14 protein-coding genes and 1 pseudogene are annotated in these 18718 nt (G+C 48.4%); 7 read left to right on the top strand and 8 right to left on the bottom strand.

The window, feature by feature from the left end:
- Window positions 1-18: 18 nt before the first annotated feature.
- Both NG792_RS24550 and NG792_RS24545 read left to right on the top strand, forming a co-directional pair.
- Window positions 19-1917 carry a serine/threonine-protein kinase gene (locus NG792_RS24550; RefSeq protein WP_261237125.1) on the top strand — a complete coding sequence of 633 codons (1899 nt, stop codon included), beginning with the start codon at window positions 19-21 and terminating at the stop codon, window positions 1915-1917.
- On the top strand, window positions 1902-2126 hold the full coding sequence (locus NG792_RS24545) for a hypothetical protein (protein ID WP_261237124.1): 225 nt from the start codon (window positions 1902-1904) through the stop codon (window positions 2124-2126). The genes NG792_RS24550 and NG792_RS24545 overlap by 16 nt, the downstream gene beginning before the upstream one ends.
- Before the next feature lie 22 nt (window positions 2127-2148).
- On the opposite strand, the gene NG792_RS29025 is transcribed toward NG792_RS24545, so the two are convergent.
- The 5 genes from NG792_RS29025 to gatA all read right to left on the bottom strand — a co-directional run bounded on the left by NG792_RS29025 (window position 2149) and on the right by gatA (window position 11013).
- A complete protein-coding gene (locus NG792_RS29025) occupies window positions 2149-3663 on the bottom strand; it encodes a helix-hairpin-helix domain-containing protein (RefSeq protein ID WP_261237123.1) in 1515 nt (504 codons plus the stop codon).
- Window positions 3656-4456 carry an endonuclease gene (locus tag NG792_RS24535; protein ID WP_261237122.1) on the bottom strand — a complete coding sequence of 267 codons (801 nt, stop codon included), beginning with the start codon at window positions 4454-4456 and terminating at the stop codon, window positions 3656-3658. The genes NG792_RS29025 and NG792_RS24535 overlap by 8 nt, the downstream gene beginning before the upstream one ends.
- Entirely contained in the window at window positions 4432-8313 is a 3882-nt protein-coding gene (dnaE, locus tag NG792_RS24530) for a DNA polymerase III subunit alpha (RefSeq protein WP_261237120.1), read from the bottom strand. Before dnaE ends, NG792_RS24535 begins: the two co-directional genes overlap by 25 nt.
- 242 nt (window positions 8314-8555) lie before the next feature.
- Window positions 8556-9473 carry an alpha/beta hydrolase gene (locus tag NG792_RS24525; RefSeq protein WP_261198722.1) on the bottom strand — a complete coding sequence of 306 codons (918 nt, stop codon included), beginning with the start codon at window positions 9471-9473 and terminating at the stop codon, window positions 8556-8558.
- Between the two features lie 82 nt (window positions 9474-9555).
- Window positions 9556-11013: an Asp-tRNA(Asn)/Glu-tRNA(Gln) amidotransferase subunit GatA gene (gene gatA / locus NG792_RS24520; protein WP_261198723.1), complete on the bottom strand. Its 1458-nt coding sequence runs from the start codon at window positions 11011-11013 to the stop codon at window positions 9556-9558.
- A gap of 358 nt (window positions 11014-11371) precedes the next feature.
- Between gatA and NG792_RS24515 the strand changes: the two genes are divergently transcribed.
- Together NG792_RS24515 and NG792_RS24510 are read left to right on the top strand one after the other, a co-directional pair.
- Entirely contained in the window at window positions 11372-12073 is a 702-nt protein-coding gene (locus NG792_RS24515; RefSeq protein WP_261237119.1) for a M15 family metallopeptidase, read from the top strand.
- A gap of 315 nt (window positions 12074-12388) precedes the next feature.
- The gene (locus NG792_RS24510; RefSeq protein WP_261237118.1) at window positions 12389-14323 is read left to right on the top strand and encodes a heavy metal translocating P-type ATPase; all 1935 of its coding nucleotides are present in this window, start codon (window positions 12389-12391) and stop codon (window positions 14321-14323) included.
- Between the two features lie 426 nt (window positions 14324-14749).
- On the opposite strand, the gene NG792_RS24505 is transcribed toward NG792_RS24510, so the two are convergent.
- Complete coding sequence (locus tag NG792_RS24505; RefSeq protein WP_261237117.1) at window positions 14750-15598, bottom strand: TlyA family RNA methyltransferase; 849 nt, start codon at window positions 15596-15598, stop codon at window positions 14750-14752.
- A gap of 617 nt (window positions 15599-16215) precedes the next feature.
- Between NG792_RS24505 and NG792_RS24500 the strand changes: the two genes are divergently transcribed.
- The 3 genes from NG792_RS24500 (at window position 16216) to NG792_RS24490 (ending at window position 17266) form a co-directional block, all read left to right on the top strand.
- A complete protein-coding gene (locus NG792_RS24500) occupies window positions 16216-16719 on the top strand; it encodes a hypothetical protein (protein ID WP_261237116.1) in 504 nt (167 codons plus the stop codon).
- A gap of 123 nt (window positions 16720-16842) precedes the next feature.
- On the top strand, window positions 16843-16977 hold the full coding sequence (locus NG792_RS24495; protein WP_261198728.1) for a hypothetical protein: 135 nt from the start codon (window positions 16843-16845) through the stop codon (window positions 16975-16977).
- Window positions 16978-17068: 91 nt separating this feature from the next.
- The gene (locus NG792_RS24490) at window positions 17069-17266 is read left to right on the top strand and encodes a hypothetical protein (RefSeq protein ID WP_261198729.1); all 198 of its coding nucleotides are present in this window, start codon (window positions 17069-17071) and stop codon (window positions 17264-17266) included.
- A 275-nt stretch (window positions 17267-17541) separates the two neighbouring features.
- Here NG792_RS24490 and apcB read toward each other — a convergent pair whose 3' ends face one another.
- Together apcB and NG792_RS24480 are read right to left on the bottom strand one after the other, a co-directional pair.
- Complete coding sequence (apcB, locus tag NG792_RS24485; protein ID WP_261237115.1) at window positions 17542-18051, bottom strand: allophycocyanin subunit beta; 510 nt, start codon at window positions 18049-18051, stop codon at window positions 17542-17544.
- A 50-nt stretch (window positions 18052-18101) separates the two neighbouring features.
- Window positions 18102-18209: pseudogene (locus NG792_RS24480) on the bottom strand (RNA-guided endonuclease TnpB family protein); the annotation flags it as partial.
- Window positions 18210-18718: the final 509 nt, after the last annotated feature.

Below are 18718 nucleotides of genomic sequence, written 5' to 3'. Positions count from 1 at the left end.
TTCTGAGTGTTTGCTCGTATGACTTATTGCGTAAATCCCGCTTGCCAAAATCCCCAAAACCCAACGAATATCCAGACTTGTCTAAGTTGTGGATCGAATTTGCTGCTGAAAGAGCGCTACCGTACCATCCAACTTCTGGGAGAAGGGGGGATGGAACGAACGTTTTTGGCGGTGGATCAACAGAAACAAGACAGTTACTGCATTATCAAGCAACTGCTGCCAATCGAAACCGGCTTAGAAGCCTCCGCAAACAACAGTAGTACCCTGGAAAAAGCGATTGAAGTCTTCCATCACGATGCTCAACGGCGGCAGGCACTCGGAGATCATCAGCAGATTGCGCAGTTGCTAGATTATTTTGAGCAAGACAAACGCCTGTACATGGCGATCGAGTTTATCGACGGGCAAAGTTTGCTCGAAGAGATGGAACAACATGGGGCGTTCCGAGAACCCCAAATCTGGGAACTGCTTGATCTTCTCTTACCCGTGTTTAAAACCATTCACGATGGCAATATTATTCACCGAGATATCAAACCGGAGAATATTCGCCGCCGCCATAACGGGGAATTAGTCCTGACCAATCTAGGCATCTCTAAACATTTAGCCAGTCTGGGACTCGCCCGCACCGGGAGCACCATTGGCACCGAAGGATATGCGCCCCCAGAACAGATCCGGGGAGGACTCGCCTATCCCGCCAGCGACCTCTATAGTCTAGGGGTCACCTGTATTCAATTGTTAACCGGAGAGTGGGTTGACGATTTGTACGACCCCCTGGAGGGAAGATGGATCTGGAGAGAACGACTCTGGAAAATTGGGACCGATGTAAGTGACCGTTTAGCCCAAATCCTAGAGAAACTTTTGCAGGACCGAGTGAATGAACGCTATCAGTCTGTCACGGAAGTTATGGCTGATTTGCATTCCCACCGACCGACCTTTTTGAACCCGTTAGAAGAGGAAAGTTTACCGCCCACCGTCCCCACCCCCACCCCACCGGCAACCCCATCCCTGGTAGAAGATCCCAATGCCTGGAGATGCATCCGCACCCTCAAAGGTCATCAAGGTTGGGTTTGGGCGATCTCTTTTAGTCCCGATGGCAAAACCTTAGCCAGTGGTAGCGCAGATCAAAGCGTAATCCTCTGGAATCCCATCACCGGCGATCGCCTCGGCACCCTACAGGGTCATTCCGATTTAGTCCTCTCCGTCGCCTTTAGTCCTGTATCTCCTTTATTGGCTAGTAGCAGCCGAGATAAAAGTATCATTCTCTGGAACGCCGAAACCGGGGAACGGATTCGGAACCTGGGAGGATGGTTTTCCGGCCATTCTGAATTAGTAGACGCCCTGGCCTTCAGTCCCGATGGGACCATGTTGGCTTCTGGGAGTTGGGACCGGAAAATCATTCTGTGGAATCCCTACACCGGCAAAGCCTTTCGCAAGCTTAGGGGCCACTCAAGCTGGGTCTATTCCCTCGCTTTTAGTCCCGATGGCATTACCCTCGCCTCCGGCAGTCGCGACACTACCCTGATGCTGTGGAATGTCCACACTGGCAAGCAATTTTTTACCCTCTACGGCGATTCGGGCCTCGTTAATGCCGTGGCTTTCAGTCCCAATGGCAAAACCATTGTCAGCGGCAATTTTGACGGCACTCTGGTCTTGTGGGATGTGGGTCGGGGTGAACAAATCACCCGCTTACCAGGACATTCTGAACGGATCAATACTGTCGCCTTTAGTCCCGATGGCAAATTACTCGCCAGTGGCAGCCGGGATCAAACCGTCATCCTCTGGGATATCCGCAAGCGTAAGCCGATTTGTACTCTGACCGACCATAGCGATCGCGTCTTTGCTGTGGCATTCAGTCCCGATAGCAAAACCCTCGCCACGGCTGCAGGGGATGAGACGATTAAGTTGTGGCAGGCACCGTGATGAAGGATGGGGGAGATGGGGGAGATGGGGAAGATGGGGAGGATGGGGAAGATGGGGAGGATGGGGAAGATGGGGGAGATGGGGAGGATGGGGAGGATGGGGAGGATGGGGAGGATGGGGAAGATGGGGAGGATGGGGAAGATGGGGGAGAAACCAGCAAGTTTGTAGTAACGACTTGCTGTCGTTATCCCCTTCCCCGGTCGTTGTAACGGCTTGCTGTCGTTATCCCCATCATGCCTCATCGAACTGCTGCAAAATTGACCGAATCGAGTTGAGATAGGGGACGGTAATGTGTTGAAACGGAATCTGGTCCGGGAATGGGGGTAAATTCCCCATCCCGTTCAGGGGAGGAAGAGAATACACTACTGCCGGGAATCCCGCCGAATTGAGGGCTGTGACCACATTATGACAATCCTGGACCCAAAAATTGGGTCCGCAAATGGCAGCGGCGCGATGGCGATCGCCGGACTTAACGATGATGGCGACTGCTGGGACCGTTGCTTTGGTTTTGTCTGCGGAATGTTCTTCCAAAAGCACTTTCAGGCGATCGAGCACTTCAGGGGTATTGATGCGATCGGTGGTCAGTTCTAGCAATATCATCTCCGTTATCCTCGTCGGTGCGATCGCCGGACGCAGTGGGGTTAACTCATCCAATTTCAAAATTTTGGCTTCTTCTACAATTAATTGGGTGCGATCGTCCCGGCGATCGACTTTCCCCTCAATCAGAATTGGCGTATCGGGAATTAGCAACTCCTGCACTTGTTCATAAGTATCGGGAAATACCACCGCTTCCGCCTTGCCTTCAATATCTTCCATTTGCAAAAAGGCCATGCGGCGTTCGTCTTTTTTCGTTAGAATCTGTTTAACTTCCGTCAACACCACCAGTACATTAATTTTGGTTCGGGATTTCTGTTCATCCAGTTTCCCCAAACTCACTACCGTTATTCCCAAGTGTTCGGCAATTCTTCCCGCATTTTTTAAGGGATGTTCGGACACATAAAACCCTAGCAATTCTTTTTCAAATTGCAGCTTTTCTTCCACGGGAAAATCAGCAACATTGGGGGGAACCGGCGCTGACTCAAAGGTCGAAGTCTCGGTCATTACAGCTAATTGGTCAAATAAATTAAGCTGGCCTGTTTCTTGTTCCTTGGCCCGGTCCTGCGCCCATTTAATTGCCAAAGGCATATATTCAAGGGCTTGTTTGCGGTTAGAATTGAGACCATCCAAAGCCCCACATTTAATCAAGGCTTCTAAGGCACGACTGTTGACCGTATGTAGATTAATGCGATCGCACAAATCTGCCAAAGAGTGAAACGGCCCATTCGCCTCTCGTTCTGCCAAAATGCAATGAATTGCATTGTCTCCAATATTTTTAATTGCCGACAATCCAAACAGAATCGTTCCCTTTTCTGGATTCGCATCCACGGGAGTAAAATCTACCCCCGACCGATTAATATCCGGTCCTTGGACGGTGATATTTAACTCTTGACAGTTGGCGATATATTTCTGAACTTTATCCTGATCCCCACTATTGGAAGTCAGCAAAGCCGCCATATATTCGACGGGATAATTCGCTTTTAAATAAGCAGTTTGATAGGTAACGTAGCCATAGGCAGTGGAATGGGATTTATTAAAGCAGTTAGAAGCAACTAACCCATTTTCAAGAATAAAGTTATGGTCGCGTTCAACGCCAATATCATAAACTTCTTGAGTGCTGACTAATTTTCTACTTTTGATTTTAACCACGAGAGTAACTCCCTAAAATTTCTTCTATTTTTGTCTTTTTATATTGCAGTCCAAATGTTTTGTCTGGGTCTAATTTATTTTTTGCATAAACCAAATCATAAAATTTTTGGATATGAGTTCGACTATAAATCCGCCAATAATATACCGATTGAGATTGATGAATCACAACTTTACCCATGTCAACTTGTTTGGCTAACTCACAAGTAAAGGGTCGGGAACCAACGATACAAACCAATCCACCAGTTCTATTTTTATTGACATACGCACAACCATCCCCATCAAAATACCCCAAGAGGTAAGACCCAAGATAATCTGATTCAGGGAAGTAATAAACGCCGGATATTCCTCGACCGGCAATTACTGCATATCGGGATAAAGCCGTCGCTAATCCCTCCGAAGAAAAATTAATGCGGTAATGAGAAGCATAACCACCAGGAGGATCAATTACTCGGATTTCACCTGTGTATTGTAATTCGGCTTTTAGCAGTTCGACCAATTCCCGTTGAACGGATTCAAAAACCACATAGTTAGTGGAGGTAACGCAACCATCAGCGGCCATTAACCCTAACAAGTAGGCTTTAATTTGAGAATCAATGACATCGAAGTAGCCTTCATTCAGGGTATAGCGATTTCTGCGCTTGGTATTGATGCCTGCTTCAGCAAGCACTCGGGAAACGGAACGCTCACTCACTTCCAAATAAGTAGGAATATCACGACATTCCATACCTTTATGGAACGCTTCAATAATTTGTTGTCGATACTGAGGTGTTAACTTGCTGTAGGAAATTGCCATTTCTCTATCCCCTCTACGCGCTTCAACTCTAATCCTTTCTCAAATATCTCGTCAATGGCGAACATCTGACCTGATTCAGTCATAAATTTATGGTCTTTCGTCGCGCGAATTACTGTACCGTCTTCGAGTTCATACTCAAAAAGCTCTTGCTGACCTCGATGATGCCATTGAGCAATAGGCTGGGTATAAACATACCCATTAGAATCGATACTATAAACGGTACAGGGGATTTGCTTTTCTACAATTTGACCGATCGCCATTGGGCCATATTCTACGGTCAAGATCTCCGTATCGTAGCTTAAGCAATATTCTGCAAACAAAAGCATCTGATTAAACAAGTTTTCGGCAATGGATTTGGAAACGCCATTTTTTGTTGCGCCATCCAGAAAAAGTTCCCTATGTTTATTCATTTCTTCGGGTTTCTTTTTCCCCATTGCACGGCGTAATAAATCCGCTTGACCCAAGGAATATCCTCCTAAATCTTGGGCGACTTTCATAATTTGCTCTTGATAGCAATTATGAGTAACCACGCCCTCGGCTAGAAAATAGGGTGAGGATTGGTCTTCCATTTGAATATCAAAACATTCGGCGACGCCTGCCTCTTCTACTGCCATGACATACACATAGCGGGCATCTTGCAGATAGGTTTCTGCATAAAGATGGTGATAAAATTCGTCCCAGCGGTCTAACTTTTGTTTGTATTGGGATGCTTTGGGTTTAAATAGGGTGGCATTTTGGAGGGAGGTGGTGATCGCCTGCCTGGTTTTGGAATCGGTAGTGGCGATCGCCTCGGTGAGCAATTTGCTAAACCGATTGGCAGCGACTGCCAAATAATTGTCAACAATCCCTTCATCCAGTTTTGCGGGAAGTTGAGATTTGCCTAACAGGGATTTAAACCGCGTGCGATCGAGGACATAAACATAATTGTCCAACACCGCATAAGAGATTTTTAGGCTACCTAACAATAACCCAACTTGTTGTAATAACTGGGGAGAGGAACTGCGGAAAAATAATAAGGTGGGATGATAGCAGCGATCGCTATCCCATAAACCTCGTAACAAATCGAGGCGATCGCCTTCGCAATAATCCAACACATCTGCCGGTAAATGTTTCTGTTGCGATTTCACCTTCCAACTCCGTCCGCCATACAACCCATCCATAAATTGGGTTAATGGAGTCGGTTTCGGTTGCGTCTTGAATTTAGAGTAAGCGTACCAGCATCGCGTATGGAAATAATATTTCGGTTCACCTCCCCAGGTTGACCCGATTAGATTTGCCACATATTGGGCAGTTTCTTCTCGCGAACAAGCAATATTCGGAGTAGATGAAACCAGGTTGCCATCGCCAATGAACAACCCTAACAGATAGGCTTCATTGGCATTAAGCTGTTTGGAATTGTTAGAAATCGGCCATTGTTCATAGAGAACTGAACTATAGATATGAGCATTTTTCAATCCTCCAGGTCCAGCCTTCAATTCCCCCGCTTCTTTGTCTCCTTCTGGAGTTAAAAATCGGTGGGATTTACTGGTATAAATCACCGTCCCGCTAGAGAGGGTAATTTTGAGGATTTCTTTGCACCCACTGCGCCATTGTTTGGCAACCTTAGCGTTCCAAACTTGATGACCATTTGAGGTCATTACCCAGTCTCCGGGTTGAATGTCTTCGATCGCCACGGTAGACCCATCAGGTTTATTAATCTGCGTCCCTTGCGGTAAACATAAAATCCCGTAGGTTTCATTCAGAATCGTTTCTAACATGGGATGTTCATATTGAATCGCTTCTCGTCCATGTTTGCGATCGATAAATTTGGGAATCAGTCCCGCATCCAACGGACCCGGACGATACAAAGCCAAAATTGAAGAAATATCTTCCAAACTGGAAGGCTTCAATTCTTGCACAATCTGTTTCATTCCCGAGGATTCTAATTGAAAAACTCCTTCGAGGTCCCCTCGTTCTAAAATCTTGTAGGTATTTTCAATATCTTTGGGGAATTTTTTCACCCCTCTGCCTCGAACTTCTTGTGCTCGTCGTTCTTCCGAAGGAAACTGATAAGGGTCAAAATCCAAATTTTTGGTTTCCTTGATATAGTCTAGAGTTTTCTGAATCATGGTTAAATTCTTCAACCCTAAAAAGTCCATTTTTAATAAACCCAGGGATTCTAAATCCTCCATCGGATACTGGGTAATGGTTGCACCGTCGTTATTCTTTTGGAGGGGAACAATTTCATCTAAAGGGTCGGCAGAAATAACGACTCCGGCAGCGTGAACCCCAGAACTTTTGTTAGTTCCTTCAATTCTAATTGCCATATCCAACCATTGTTGGAATCTGACTACTGTCCCATCTTCTCGGAGTATTTCTTCGTTTTTAACATAAGCTTCTCGAAATTCCGGGGCAGGGGATTTATCGGAAATCATCACTGCTAATTTTTCTGGTTTCCCTCGGGCGACGGGAATTAATTTCGCCATTTCATCGGATTTTTTGTAGGGAATCCCTAACACCCGGGCGACATCTTTTAACACAGCTTTGGAAGTGAGGCGGTTAAAGGTGATGATTTGGGCGACCCGTTCTTTGCCATATTTTTCGGTGACATATTGAATGACTTCATCCCGGCGAGAGATGCAAAAATCTGTATCAATATCGGGCATAGACTTCCGTTCGGGGTTCAAGAAGCGCTCAAATAGGAGTCCATGATGTACTGGGTCAATATTGGTGATTTGCATGGCATAGGCGACGAGAGACCCGGCGGCAGACCCTCGACCGGGACCGACAGGAATGCCGCGATCGCGTGCATATTTGATGTAATCCCAAACCACTAGAAAATAAGCCGCAAACCCCATCTTTTGCAGCATTTCCACTTCATAAACCAGTCGGTCCCGATACACCTGGGGGATTTCTTCGTAGCTTTTAACCTTGAAGCGTTCCTTCAGTCCTTCTTTGGCAATCCATTCCACATAGGTGTTAGGAGTTTCTCCCGGAGGACATTGGAAATCAGGAATCCGAGGTTCGCCCAGAATGTGGTAGGGTTCGATTTTACTGGCAACTTCTAGGGTATTGGCGATCGCCTCTTGAATTACATCATCAGACAAGTGATCTCTAAATAACAACGCCATCTCTTCGGCGGATTTCATGTACTCCGTCCCGCTATAGCGCATCCGCTTATCTTCACTAATCAGCTTGCCGGTTTGAATGCACAACAGCGCATCATGGGCTTCTACGTCGTAGCACGAGATAAAATGGGAATCATTGGTGGCAATCAGTTTAATATTCAGTTCTCGGGCAATTTTCACCAGTTCCACATTCACGATCCGGTCTTCCTGAGACCCATGATCCTGGAGTTCTAAATAATAATCATCCCCAAACAGTTTCTTATACCATTTCGCCACTTTTCGGGCGACATCTACTTTGTTTTGCAGAATCGCTTGGGGAATTTCTCCCCCTAAGCAAGCACTGGTAACAATCAACCCTTCATGATATTGTTCTAAGAGTTCTTTATTAATACAAGGACGAGCAAAAATTCCTTTGCCGTGAATCCCTTCTAAACTAGAAATTGTGGTTAATTTAACTAAATTTTTATAGCCTAGAGTATTTTTGGCTAAAACAACTTGATGATAGCGACGGCAACGGGCTTTTGTATCTAAGGGTTCATTAATCACATACATTTCATTGCCGATAATTGGTTTAATTCCCTTTCCTCGGCAGACTTTAATGAGTTCGATCGCCCCATACATGACCCCGTGATCCGTCAGGGCGATCGCGGGCATTCCCAACTCGATCGCCTTGTCAATCAGTTGCGGAATCTGACTGGCGCCATCAAGCAGGCTATAATCGGTGTGAATATGTAAACCAACAAATGACATAAGGCTACGTTTAATTGAAGTTTGATGATGAAATAAATAGAGTTTTGATATTCCCGATTGAGAAATTTATCCCCCGGTTAGTCCTATTTTAACGCTTTCCGGAGTTCTTGAGAATCAGACCCTATCAAATTGTCAAACCCCGATTTTCAGGGTAGCCCGCCCAGGCGGGCTTGATTCAGATCGCTGCACCCTTTAGGCTGCCGGATTTTACTAGATAAACTTCCTTGAAGGCTTCACTCAAGTTATCGGAAAGATTGGATTCCATCCCGAGAAATCTCTGCACTGAGGTCCTCTTCAGCAAGGGTGATAAAGTCTCTCACCGCTTGAAAATAGGCTTCACCAGCAATCGATGCCACATTATTATGTCCCGCCTCCGGCACTAAAAAAATGCGTTTTGGTTCCGGTGCCACTTGATAAAGTTGTTCGCTCATTTCACTGGGAATTTCTGGATCAGCCATGCCATGAATGAACAAAACAGGAGTCTGTAATTTGCTGATTTTAGCCCGAGAGTCAAAGCGATGGGTCAACAATAAATCGATGGGAAACATCCAAAAATGGAAGCGATAATCCACCATTTCCCGCATGGTGGTAAAGGAACTTTGAACAATCACCCCAGCGGCATCGGGTTGGCGACTTGCCAAGTCAACGGCGATCGCCCCCCCGAGAGAATGTCCATACAAGAAAATCTGTTCCGGTGATATCCCTCGGTCCTGAACTAAATAGTTCCAAGAGGTTTCTGCATCTACAAATACAGTATTCTCCGTGGGAAATGACCCTTCCGAGAGTCCATACCCCCGGTAATCAATTAACAACACGGAGAACCCCAATTGATGAAACCGGGCGGCATGATTGACATTCGCCCCAATATTCACCCCATTTCCATGCAGGTACAACAAGACGCGATCGCTGGGGGTTTCTGAGGGAATCCACCATCCATGAATGCGTTCTACTTTGCCATTTTTCCGACTTACAGGAATCCAAACTTCTTCATACTGGAGTTCAAGCTCAGCCGGAGTTGTTTCTATAACAGGTGCGGGGAAAAAGATAAACCGATTTTGCCGCAGATAAAGAAACAAACAAGCACCGAAGTAGGCGATCGCCAAAATCCCCGCAATCAAAACAGGTCCTTTTACAGAAGTCGGCAGTCCCATTCCATTCATGCCAATTGCAACCTTAGACTTTTGATTTTAGATGAACCTTCGGAGCATCACCAGTTTCCTAGAAAATCCCAGCATCGCCCTTCTAAATTTGCGGTTTGCGGTTATGCCAATCTGTCGCCTGTTCATAAGCATAGGCCACTTCAAACAGTAAATCTTCCCGCAAAACATTCGCAATCATCTGCATTCCAATCGGCAATCCTTGGTCATCAAACCCACAAGGAATACTCAGGGCCGGTAACCCCCCTAAATTGACCGGAATTGTCATCAAATCCGACAAATACATACTCAACGGGTCAGCCGTCTTTTCTCCCGCCTTAAATGCCGTAGAAGGAGCAGTCGGACAGACTAAAATATCCACCTGGGCGAACGCTCGTTCAAAATCTTCTTTAATCAGGGTGCGAACTTTTTGTGCCTTGAGATAATACGCATCATAATAGCCCGCCGATAGCGCATAAGTCCCGATCGCAATCCGGCGCTTCACCTCAGCCCCAAATCCCTGGGCCCGAGTCTTCCCATACATCTCAATTAAACTTTCACTATCCTCAGCGCGGAACCCATATTTCACCCCATCATAACGGGCTAGGTTCGCCGAAGCTTCCGAAGGCGCAATAATGTAGTAAGTCGGCAACCCATAGCGGAACCGAGGACAGGATACGACTTGAATCTCCGCCCCTAACTCTTGCAACACCTCGATCGCCTTGGTGACGGCTTTTTCCACTCCCCCATCTAACCCTTCCCCAAAGGTTTCCTTAATAATCCCAATCCGTCGCTGACCCTTCGGCTTTAAATTCGGTTTCACGAATTTCATATAATCGGGGATCGTCACCTTCAGACTCGTCGAATCCTTGGGATCATATCCAGCAATATGCTTAAGCAAAATTGCTGCATCTTCTACCGTGCGCCCAAACGGTCCGATTTGGTCCAGGGAAGAGGCATAGGCGACCAATCCATACCGGGATACTAATCCGTAAGTGGGTTTCATCCCCACTACGCCGCAAAACGATGCCGGTTGCCGAATAGAACCCCCCGTATCCGAACCGAGGGCCACAATGCATTCTCCCGAGGAGACGGCTGCCGCTGACCCGCCAGAAGACCCCCCAGGAATCCGGCTGAGGTCCCAAGGGTTCGAGGTGAGCTGAAAGGCTGAGTTTTCCGTAGAACTGCCCATCGCAAACTCGTCCATATTGGTTTTACCCACCATCACCGCGCCTGCCTCAATTAAACGCTCAGTCACGGTAGATTCGTAGGGCGGCACATAGTTTTCCAACATCCGAGATCCGCAAGTCGTGCGAATCCCCTCAGTGCACATATTGTCTTTAATCGCGATAGGAATGCCTGCGAGCATACCGATTTCCTCACCGGCAGCGATTTTGGCATCCACCCGTTTCGCTTGTTCCAAAGCGCGATCGGGTGTCACGAGTAAGAAGCTATGTAGTTTGGGTTCTAACGAATCAATCCGCTCTAGGGCTTCTTTGGTAATTTCTACCGCCGAGCGTTCTTTTCGGATTAGTTGTTTGTGTAACTCGCGGATGGATGCCATGCTCGTACCTTATGATTTCAATCTTAATATTAAGGTGACCTCAACTCGCCAGAATACCATCAAGCTTGGGGCTTTCAAATCTTTGGCGCAGCCAGCGTCTCTAAACTCATGCTATATCAGAATGAACAGGCACTCCCAGGAGTTTAATACTTTGAACGGCTCTATTTGTAGGGACACTTCGGGAACGCTGGATCACCCGATGCCCGGATGCCGTTGAGACTCAGCGCTCTTTCGGAGGATAGATCCCCCTGGGGTAATTTTCTTCAATTGATCCCGGGGAATTTCTGTCAGGGGGGCGATGCCGGGGGAGGGCGGTCCAGATATTCTGAAACTATCGGATGATTTGCCCTAAAAATGAATGATTGGACGTTTGATTCCCCTCGGCGCGATCGCCTTCCTATTCCCCAACCCTAGCCCCATCCTCGCCCTGACCCCACCCCCAGCGATTCCCCCAGAGGTTACCCTTGAGGAATCGTGGAAATCCCTGCTGAATTTAACTCCGCCCCCCTTGCCACCCCTCCTCGATTCTAGTCTCTACATTCCTTTGCCCACTCACACTCCCAGCGCAACCCTCTATGGTCATTTAGCCTACGCCGAAGCCCCGGATGGAGATTTAGTCGCCGTGGGAAATGGGCAAACATTGCGTCAAAGTGCAGCATTCCAGTTTGAGGCAATGGTAAGTGCAGCGGCAGCCGATGGAGTCCAGTTGGTTCCCCTCTCCGGATTTCGCACTCGCGAGGCTCAACATCACGTTTTTTATGCGATCGCCGACCAACGGGGCCAAACCCTACAACAACGCGCGCGTTATGCCGCACCCCCCGGCCACAGCGAACACCATACCGGCTATGCTCTGGATATCGGCGATGGAGCAGCACCCACCCATGATCTGCGGGTCAGCTTTGAAAATACCCCCGCTTTTCGCTGGTTAACCGCCAACGCCGCTACCTTTGGATTTGAACTTTCTTTCCCTGAAAATCATCCCTCAGTCAACTATGAACCCTGGCACTGGCGCTGGGTGGGCGATGCAGAAAGTCAGCAGCTATTTCACCAGTCCCCCTGATGACTTACCCATTTTTTTTAGGGAACTCCCTGAAATAAAATTTCCAAAAAACCCCCAGCCTGTTCCTGTCGCGTTCTGTTAGGAAAGGGTGGGGAAAAAAGCCCACAAAGGACACAGAGGACCTGAAAAAAAGAGGTAAAATTGGCCATTTTGTGCATTAACATTAATGGCAATGTCAAGGTCAATGTTCAAGGTCAAGGGTTGCTGTTTTTCGCCATTAGCCCAACCAATAGCGAGGATATTACCCCTTGAGCTTGACATTGCCATTAATGTCAAGGTTTACCTTGGAAGTGTTCTTCCTCAAAGCTGTCTCTCATGGTTTACATTCCCATCCCCTTGCAAAAAAGGCTACCCCCTTGGGTGCAGACCTACCCAGAGGCGATCGCCGCAGGATTCTGCGCTGGGTTAACGATGTTGGGCTGGCTGGCGCTCCAGATGCAGTGGCTGGGGCTGGGAGTCTGGATGCTGTTTGCTGCCTACGTGATTGGCGGGTATGCCAGTGCCCGGGAGGGCTTAACCACTCTGTGGCAAGAGCGCGAGCTAGATGTAGATTTGCTGATGATTGTGGCGGCCCTAGGGGCGGCGGCCTTGGGGCTGTGGCAGCAGGATTACCACTTGCTGGTGGATGGGGCAGTGCTGATCTTGATTTTTGCGCTCAGCGGTGCCCTGGAAAACATCGCCATGCATCGCACTGAGCGCAATATTCGTAGCTTGATGCAGTTAACGCCGGATACCGCCCGGATGCTGGTGCAGGGGCAGGAAAAGCAGGTAGCCACGGCAGATTTGCGGGTGGGCGATCGCATCTTAATCAAACCGGGCGACCTCATCCCCACCGACGGCTTAGTAGCCCAAGGCGATAGCACCGTCAACCAAGCCCCGATCACCGGGGAATCGATTCCCGTGGAAAAAACCTTGGGCGATGAAGTGTTTGCGGGCACCATCAACGGCAGCGGTGTGCTGCTGGTTGATTTGCATAAACCCCCCGAAAGCAGTCTGATTCAGCGGGTGATTCAGCTAGTCGAGCAAGCCAAAACCACTCAACCCCCCTCCCAACAATTTTTAGAACGGTTTGAGCGGGGCTACGCTCGGGTGATTGTTGGGGCCGGGGTCCTGCTGGCCACCCTGCCGCCGCTGATCCTGGGCTGGGCTTGGGACATCACCATCTACCGCGCCTTAGTTTTTTTGGTAGTCGCCTCCCCCTGTGCCCTCATGGCGTCGATTATGCCCGCCTTGCTGTCGGGGATTGCCCGGGGGGCGAGACAGGGGATTCTCTTCAAAGACGGAGCCCTGCTAGAAACCATTGGTCAGGTCAAGGCGATCGCCTTTGACAAAACGGGAACCCTTACCACCGGCTTGTTGAACGTCAGCGACCAAATTCCCGCCCCTGGCGTAACCCCCGAACAACTGCTGCAAATCGCCGCATCCCTAGAAACCTACTCCGAACACCCCATCGCCCAGGCCGTGGTCGCTGCCGCCCACCAGCGCCAGATTCCCCTACACCCAGCCGCCGCAGTCCAAGCCAGCGTCGGCAGAGGCATTAGCGGCGAACTGGATGGGCTACCGATGCAGGTGGGCAAGCTGGTCTATATCTCCACTGACCTGGCTACCCCCGTAGACCCGACCTTGGTGCAAGCCAGTCAACGGCTAGAGGCTGCGGGCAAAACTGTGATTTGGGTGCGCCGCCAGCAGCAGGTTTTAGGCTTGCTGGCCGTGGCCGATCAGGTGCGGCCCCAGTCGGCCCAGTTACTACAAACTCTGCGTCGGCGAGGCATTATGGCCACGGTGATGTTGACTGGTGACAACCGCGCCACCGCCGAAACTGTGGCGACTGAAACGGGTGTCACAGAGGTCTATGCCGACCTGCTGCCCGAAGATAAAGTTAAGGTGATAAAGCTTCTGCAACAGCAGTACGGCACCGTAGCTATGGTGGGGGATGGCATTAATGATGCCCCGGCCCTGGCCCAAGCCTCGGTGGGCATTGCTATGGGCACCGCCGGGTCAGATGTGGCCCTGGAGACTGCCGATATTGTGCTGATGGCCGATCGCCTAGAAAAGCTAGAGCAGGCTATTGTCATCGGCCAACGCTCCCAGCGCATCATTTGGCAAAATATCACCCTGGCTCTGGTTTCCATTAGCCTACTGATGGTGGCCAATTTCCTGGGGGAACTCACCCTACCCATCGGGGTGCTGGGCCACGAAGGTTCGACTTTGCTGGTCACCCTCAACGGTTTGCGGATGCTGAGGGATTGAAGTCTATAAAAACCCGCACCCTGAAGGGTGGGCCTATACGGACGAAGCCCGCCTGCTGCTGAGGGCGTGAAATAAACACCCACAGGCTAAAGCCCGGAGGCTACACGGACGAAGCCCGCCTGCGCGGGCTGAAGAGAAAACCGACTTTTGACAACTGGATTTGGTATGATACGGAATTCGGTTCTGATAGGTCTATAAAAACCCGCAGGCTAAAGCCTGGGGCTACACGGACAAAGCCCGCCTGCGCGGGCTGAAGAGAAAACCGACTTTTGACAACTGGATTTGGTATAAGGGGCGATCGCCTCTACAGCAACAGCCTAGGGTATTCCAACAAATAAATCATCCAAAATTGATGCGATCGCACCTAAACAAGTTTTCTCTTCAGCCCGCGCAGGCGGGCTACCCTTCGGGAAGCCTCTAGCGCGTCTACGTCCGTGTAGCCTCCGGGCTTGACGCTGCGGGTTTTTTGGATATTTGTTGCGCCTGTTTTGCCATCAGGGCGATCGCTACTTGATCCGGTGCAGGGGTATCGCTTGCCATTTTTAACCACAGTAAATACTCGATATTTCCGGCTGGACCACTGATGGGAGACCAAGTTAACCCCCCATAACCCCAACCCAGTTCTAGTGCTGCTTGCAAGACTTGAAAAATTGCATCGGTATGGTCCGCTGGGTCCCGCACTACGCCTTTTTTCCCCACCCGCGATCGCCCCACTTCAAACTGAGGTTTCACCAATAACACTAATTCTCGGGGAGATACCAGCAATTCCCATAAGGCCGGTAATATCTTGGTCAGAGAAATAAAAGAGACATCCACCACCCCTAAATCTGGCAGATTCTCTTCAGACTCATACAAATCTGCTTTGCTCAAATACCGTAAATTGGTGCGTTCCCGCAAAATTACCCGGGGGTCGTTACGCAGTCCCCAATCCACTTGACCATAGCCGACATCAATGCCGTAGACGAGTTTAGCCCCCGCTTGCAGCAAGCAGTCGGTAAAGCCTCCGGTGGAAATGCCGCCATCGAGACAGCAGCGACTGCTGACGGTAATGGGAAAGGTTTCCAGGGCTTTGGCGAGTTTTTCGCCGCCTCGGGAGACAAACCGCGATCGCTCTTTGATCTGAAGTTCAGCATTGATATCCACTTCGGTACCGGGTTTATCCAGCAGTTGCCCATTCACCCTGACTTCCCCAGCCCGAATGAAACGCTGTGCCTGCTGCCTAGAGGAACAGAGGTTTCTTTCTACTAACAGGGTGTCGAGTCGTTGTTTAGCCACGGGATTTCAGGGGTGCAGACGGATTTGCAATACCTGATTTTACCGTTTTTTGGGCCAAAATTTAGGCGATCGCTCCGTAGCAATGGCGAGTATCCGGCCAACCCCCTCAACCTTGAATCCTTCATCAATCACTCAAGTTTTCCTGTTTTTAAAGATAAGATGAAGCGCTTTAAATTCTTCATCTTTAATTTTTTTTAGAATGAACCAAGTATGTTTAATCCCCTGGTTCAAGAGGGGTAAATTTTGAGCCATGCTGAATGATTAAAAATCTTAAATTGTCAGGAATCCTTGACAATTTAAGATTTTGGATCCTGACCGAACTTTTCATTTAAAAAGAGGGGCCTGGGATGAGCCTCCTTCTGCAAAAGCTCTATAGAATCCTTTAACGGTGAAGGCTTCATATTTTTTCACGAAAAATCATGCACACAATTCTTGACGGAACTGTAACCAATGTTACCATTAAGGAGAAATCCAAAAAAAATGACCCCTGTTCTTCATCCCACTCTTGAACCCTTGAGTCTGGAGAGACGAGGTTTAATTCAAGCGGGTTAGGGAGTTGGATTAAGACAAGGAATTAGCTTGGATCCGCAGTTGAATTTACAGTGGAGAGGCACTCAATGTTAGAAGCAAAACTCAACCCCTGCGCCAATTTATTGTATGGCTGGATTCAGCGCAGAGGAAGCGGAGAATCACCTGTTAAGGTGGATTTGCAAGATTTTAAAGCCTGGACCTCGGAATATCGGGACCATCCTTATAGCGATCGCGAAATTTTTGAAGCCTTGCAGCAATTAAAAGAATATGCAGCAGTGGCGATCGCCAAAACAGAAGTCACCGTATCGGTTTTACGGAAAGAAATGCCTGGATTGCTAGAGCAACCTTCCCTGGAATTATTACTAAATGAGTGCAGTATCACCGGAGAAAATTCGGGAAATAAACACCATTGGAATGATTTTCCTGGCGATCGCCCGAATCGATTCCTAACCGTTTCCCTGGTTGTCTTCACCTCTTTTCTCTGTGGACTCATCCCCTTAGTTGCCGTTCAAACCCTGCCTGAAACCCTGGTTGGGCAGGTGGAAACCCTAACTCCCTGGAGTGTACTGGGGGAACACGATACTTATTAATAGTTTAAATCTACCCATAGACTGAAAATTCCCTTGCAGCTATCACAACATTACGAACTCAGTTTTTAAAATCATCCTGGGTCCGATGACCCTTATATCCCCACGTCATGCCCTGAAAAGAGTGTGACCTTTTCCAGAGTCGGGGAATTCTCTGGGAAGTTAGAAGGCAGGGAACTTTTGCGTCTATATCAGATATTGTCCATTTTAGAAACGATCGCGATCGCCTTTGTAGCTGTTTTCGATCGCCTAATTTGTTAAGTAAGATCACTTAGCAAATATAGAAATGGCTTGATGATTGAGACGGGCAACAATTTCAGAACCAATATTGACGTTCTAGGCAAATTCAGGTATGGCCTTCTCACAAGCGACCGACCGTGATTCCTTCACACCCTCAGAAAATCTATTAGCGGTTCTGAGTGGAGATAGCATTTATATTGTTTATCCCAATGGCAAGGTAGAAGCGATCGCCAGTCAATTTTTAGAGCGATCGCGCATTAAAAACTTGCTTCACCGTTGCCAGGTCTGGGGCGACCTGGCTGCTTTTTAAAACAAAGGGAGAGCGAGTCATCCAAAATCTGATGTACATAACCTCAAATCAAAAGAAGATGTAGAAATGCTCCTTTCTCCTCTCTACAACAGTCTGAGGATATAAAATTCACCGTAAGGATTACTCACCCGGATTGGGGATTTCCCTGATTGACCTTTTATCAAGTTAATCAGGGAAAAATTCAGGGGTTGATGCAGACCCCTAACCCCCAAAAAATATAAAGTCCGCCAATGCGGACTTCCCGAGATTTAAAATTCGGTTTTAAAGTCTTCCGACTAGATGTCGCGTTCGCTTAACTCGCGGCTAATATGATCAAAAGGTTGATCTAACCAATCACCGGGTTGAATTCCGGCGGCGGCAACCTGTTCTCGGACCATTTCTTTAAGGATTTGAATTCCGACCACAGTCGGTCCAATGGGGACTCCTAAAGAATTGTAAGTTTCCCGTAATCCTTGTAGAACTCGTTCATCAAGAACGTCGGTATTTCCTGCAACTAAGGCATAACTGGCATACCGCAGGTAATAGTCCATATCCCGCAGACAGGCGGCATAGCGACGGGTCGTATAAGCATTTCCACCCGGACGAATCAACTCAGGTAAATCCGCAAATAAACGGATCCCGGCTTGTTTAACCAGTGCGGCTGCATTGGCATTAATAATTCCAGCCGCTTGTACCCGGACAGTCCCGGTTTGAAAATAGGACTTCAGGTTATCAATGGCGTCGCGATCGAGATAGCGACCTGTGACGTCATAGTTTTTTATCAGGCTTGTGATGGCGTCCCGCATTAAATTTCTTCTCCCAACAGTGTCAACAGATGGTTTACTACTTGATACATTTATGCGACATTTGTCCGGCTATTGCTGGACAATGCAGCGATGGCACTATCACCCTTGAAGGCGACTATGGCGGTATCCCGCAAAGCTTTTAGAAAGATTCCAAAAGCGCAAGATGGTTTAAGGTCGATTCGTCTTATTAGACTCGTACCCTCTTAGACTTAAGAATCCACGTCACCTCGGCAACCAAGCAAGGAAGTCTCAAAGGTAGGGCGGAAAAATATTATGGAGGGCGCTTCTTGGCGGATCCATTTTCAACTCTCTTTGGAGATTTTACCCGATTATCCGCAGATGGCGGGCAAATATCGGATTAAATCCTTACTCTGGTGTCAATGAGAGTGTTGTGCATTATCCAGATTCGAGCAACAACAGGACCGATCGCCGAGTATTGTTACTACTTTAATGAGCAAAAATACTTAGGAGGGAGTGAGGCAAACTGGCCTTCGCTTCCCCTCGGACGTCAGATGCTCGAACGTTTGTAGTCTACTACAAAGCGATACCCAGGAACAGACCATGGGATTGTAAAGAAAGGCGATCGGGGTGGGAGGATGGGGGAGATGGGGAGGATGGGGAGGATGGGGAGGATGGGGAGGATGGGGAGGATGGGGAGGATGGGGAG

Origin of the sequence: Laspinema olomoucense D3b (genome assembly GCF_025370785.1) — a bacterium.
GTDB lineage: Bacteria > Cyanobacteriota > Cyanobacteriia > Cyanobacteriales > Laspinemataceae > Laspinema > Laspinema olomoucense.
Note: the sequence above shows the minus strand (reverse complement) of the source record. Positions and strands in the feature narration are given on the sequence as shown.

Bases quoted from the DNA above. Each gene is read 5' to 3' on its own strand.
- NG792_RS24550 (WP_261237125.1), top strand. From the start codon at position 19: ATGACTTATTGCGTAAATCCCGCTTGCCAAAATCCCCAAAACCCAACG.
- NG792_RS24535 (WP_261237122.1), bottom strand. From the start codon at position 4,456: ATGGCAATTTCCTACAGCAAGTTAACACCTCAGTATCGACAACAAATT.
- dnaE (WP_261237120.1), bottom strand. From the start codon at position 8,313: ATGTCATTTGTTGGTTTACATATTCACACCGATTATAGCCTGCTTGAT.
- NG792_RS24525 (WP_261198722.1), bottom strand. From the start codon at position 9,473: ATGAATGGAATGGGACTGCCGACTTCTGTAAAAGGACCTGTTTTGATT.
- gatA (WP_261198723.1), bottom strand. From the start codon at position 11,013: ATGGCATCCATCCGCGAGTTACACAAACAACTAATCCGAAAAGAACGC.
- NG792_RS24515 (WP_261237119.1), top strand. From the start codon at position 11,372: ATGATTGGACGTTTGATTCCCCTCGGCGCGATCGCCTTCCTATTCCCC.
- NG792_RS24510 (WP_261237118.1), top strand. From the start codon at position 12,389: ATGGTTTACATTCCCATCCCCTTGCAAAAAAGGCTACCCCCTTGGGTG.
- NG792_RS24500 (WP_261237116.1), top strand. From the start codon at position 16,216: ATGTTAGAAGCAAAACTCAACCCCTGCGCCAATTTATTGTATGGCTGG.
- NG792_RS24490 (WP_261198729.1), top strand. From the start codon at position 17,069: ATGGCCTTCTCACAAGCGACCGACCGTGATTCCTTCACACCCTCAGAA.
- apcB (WP_261237115.1), bottom strand. From the start codon at position 18,051: ATGCGGGACGCCATCACAAGCCTGATAAAAAACTATGACGTCACAGGT.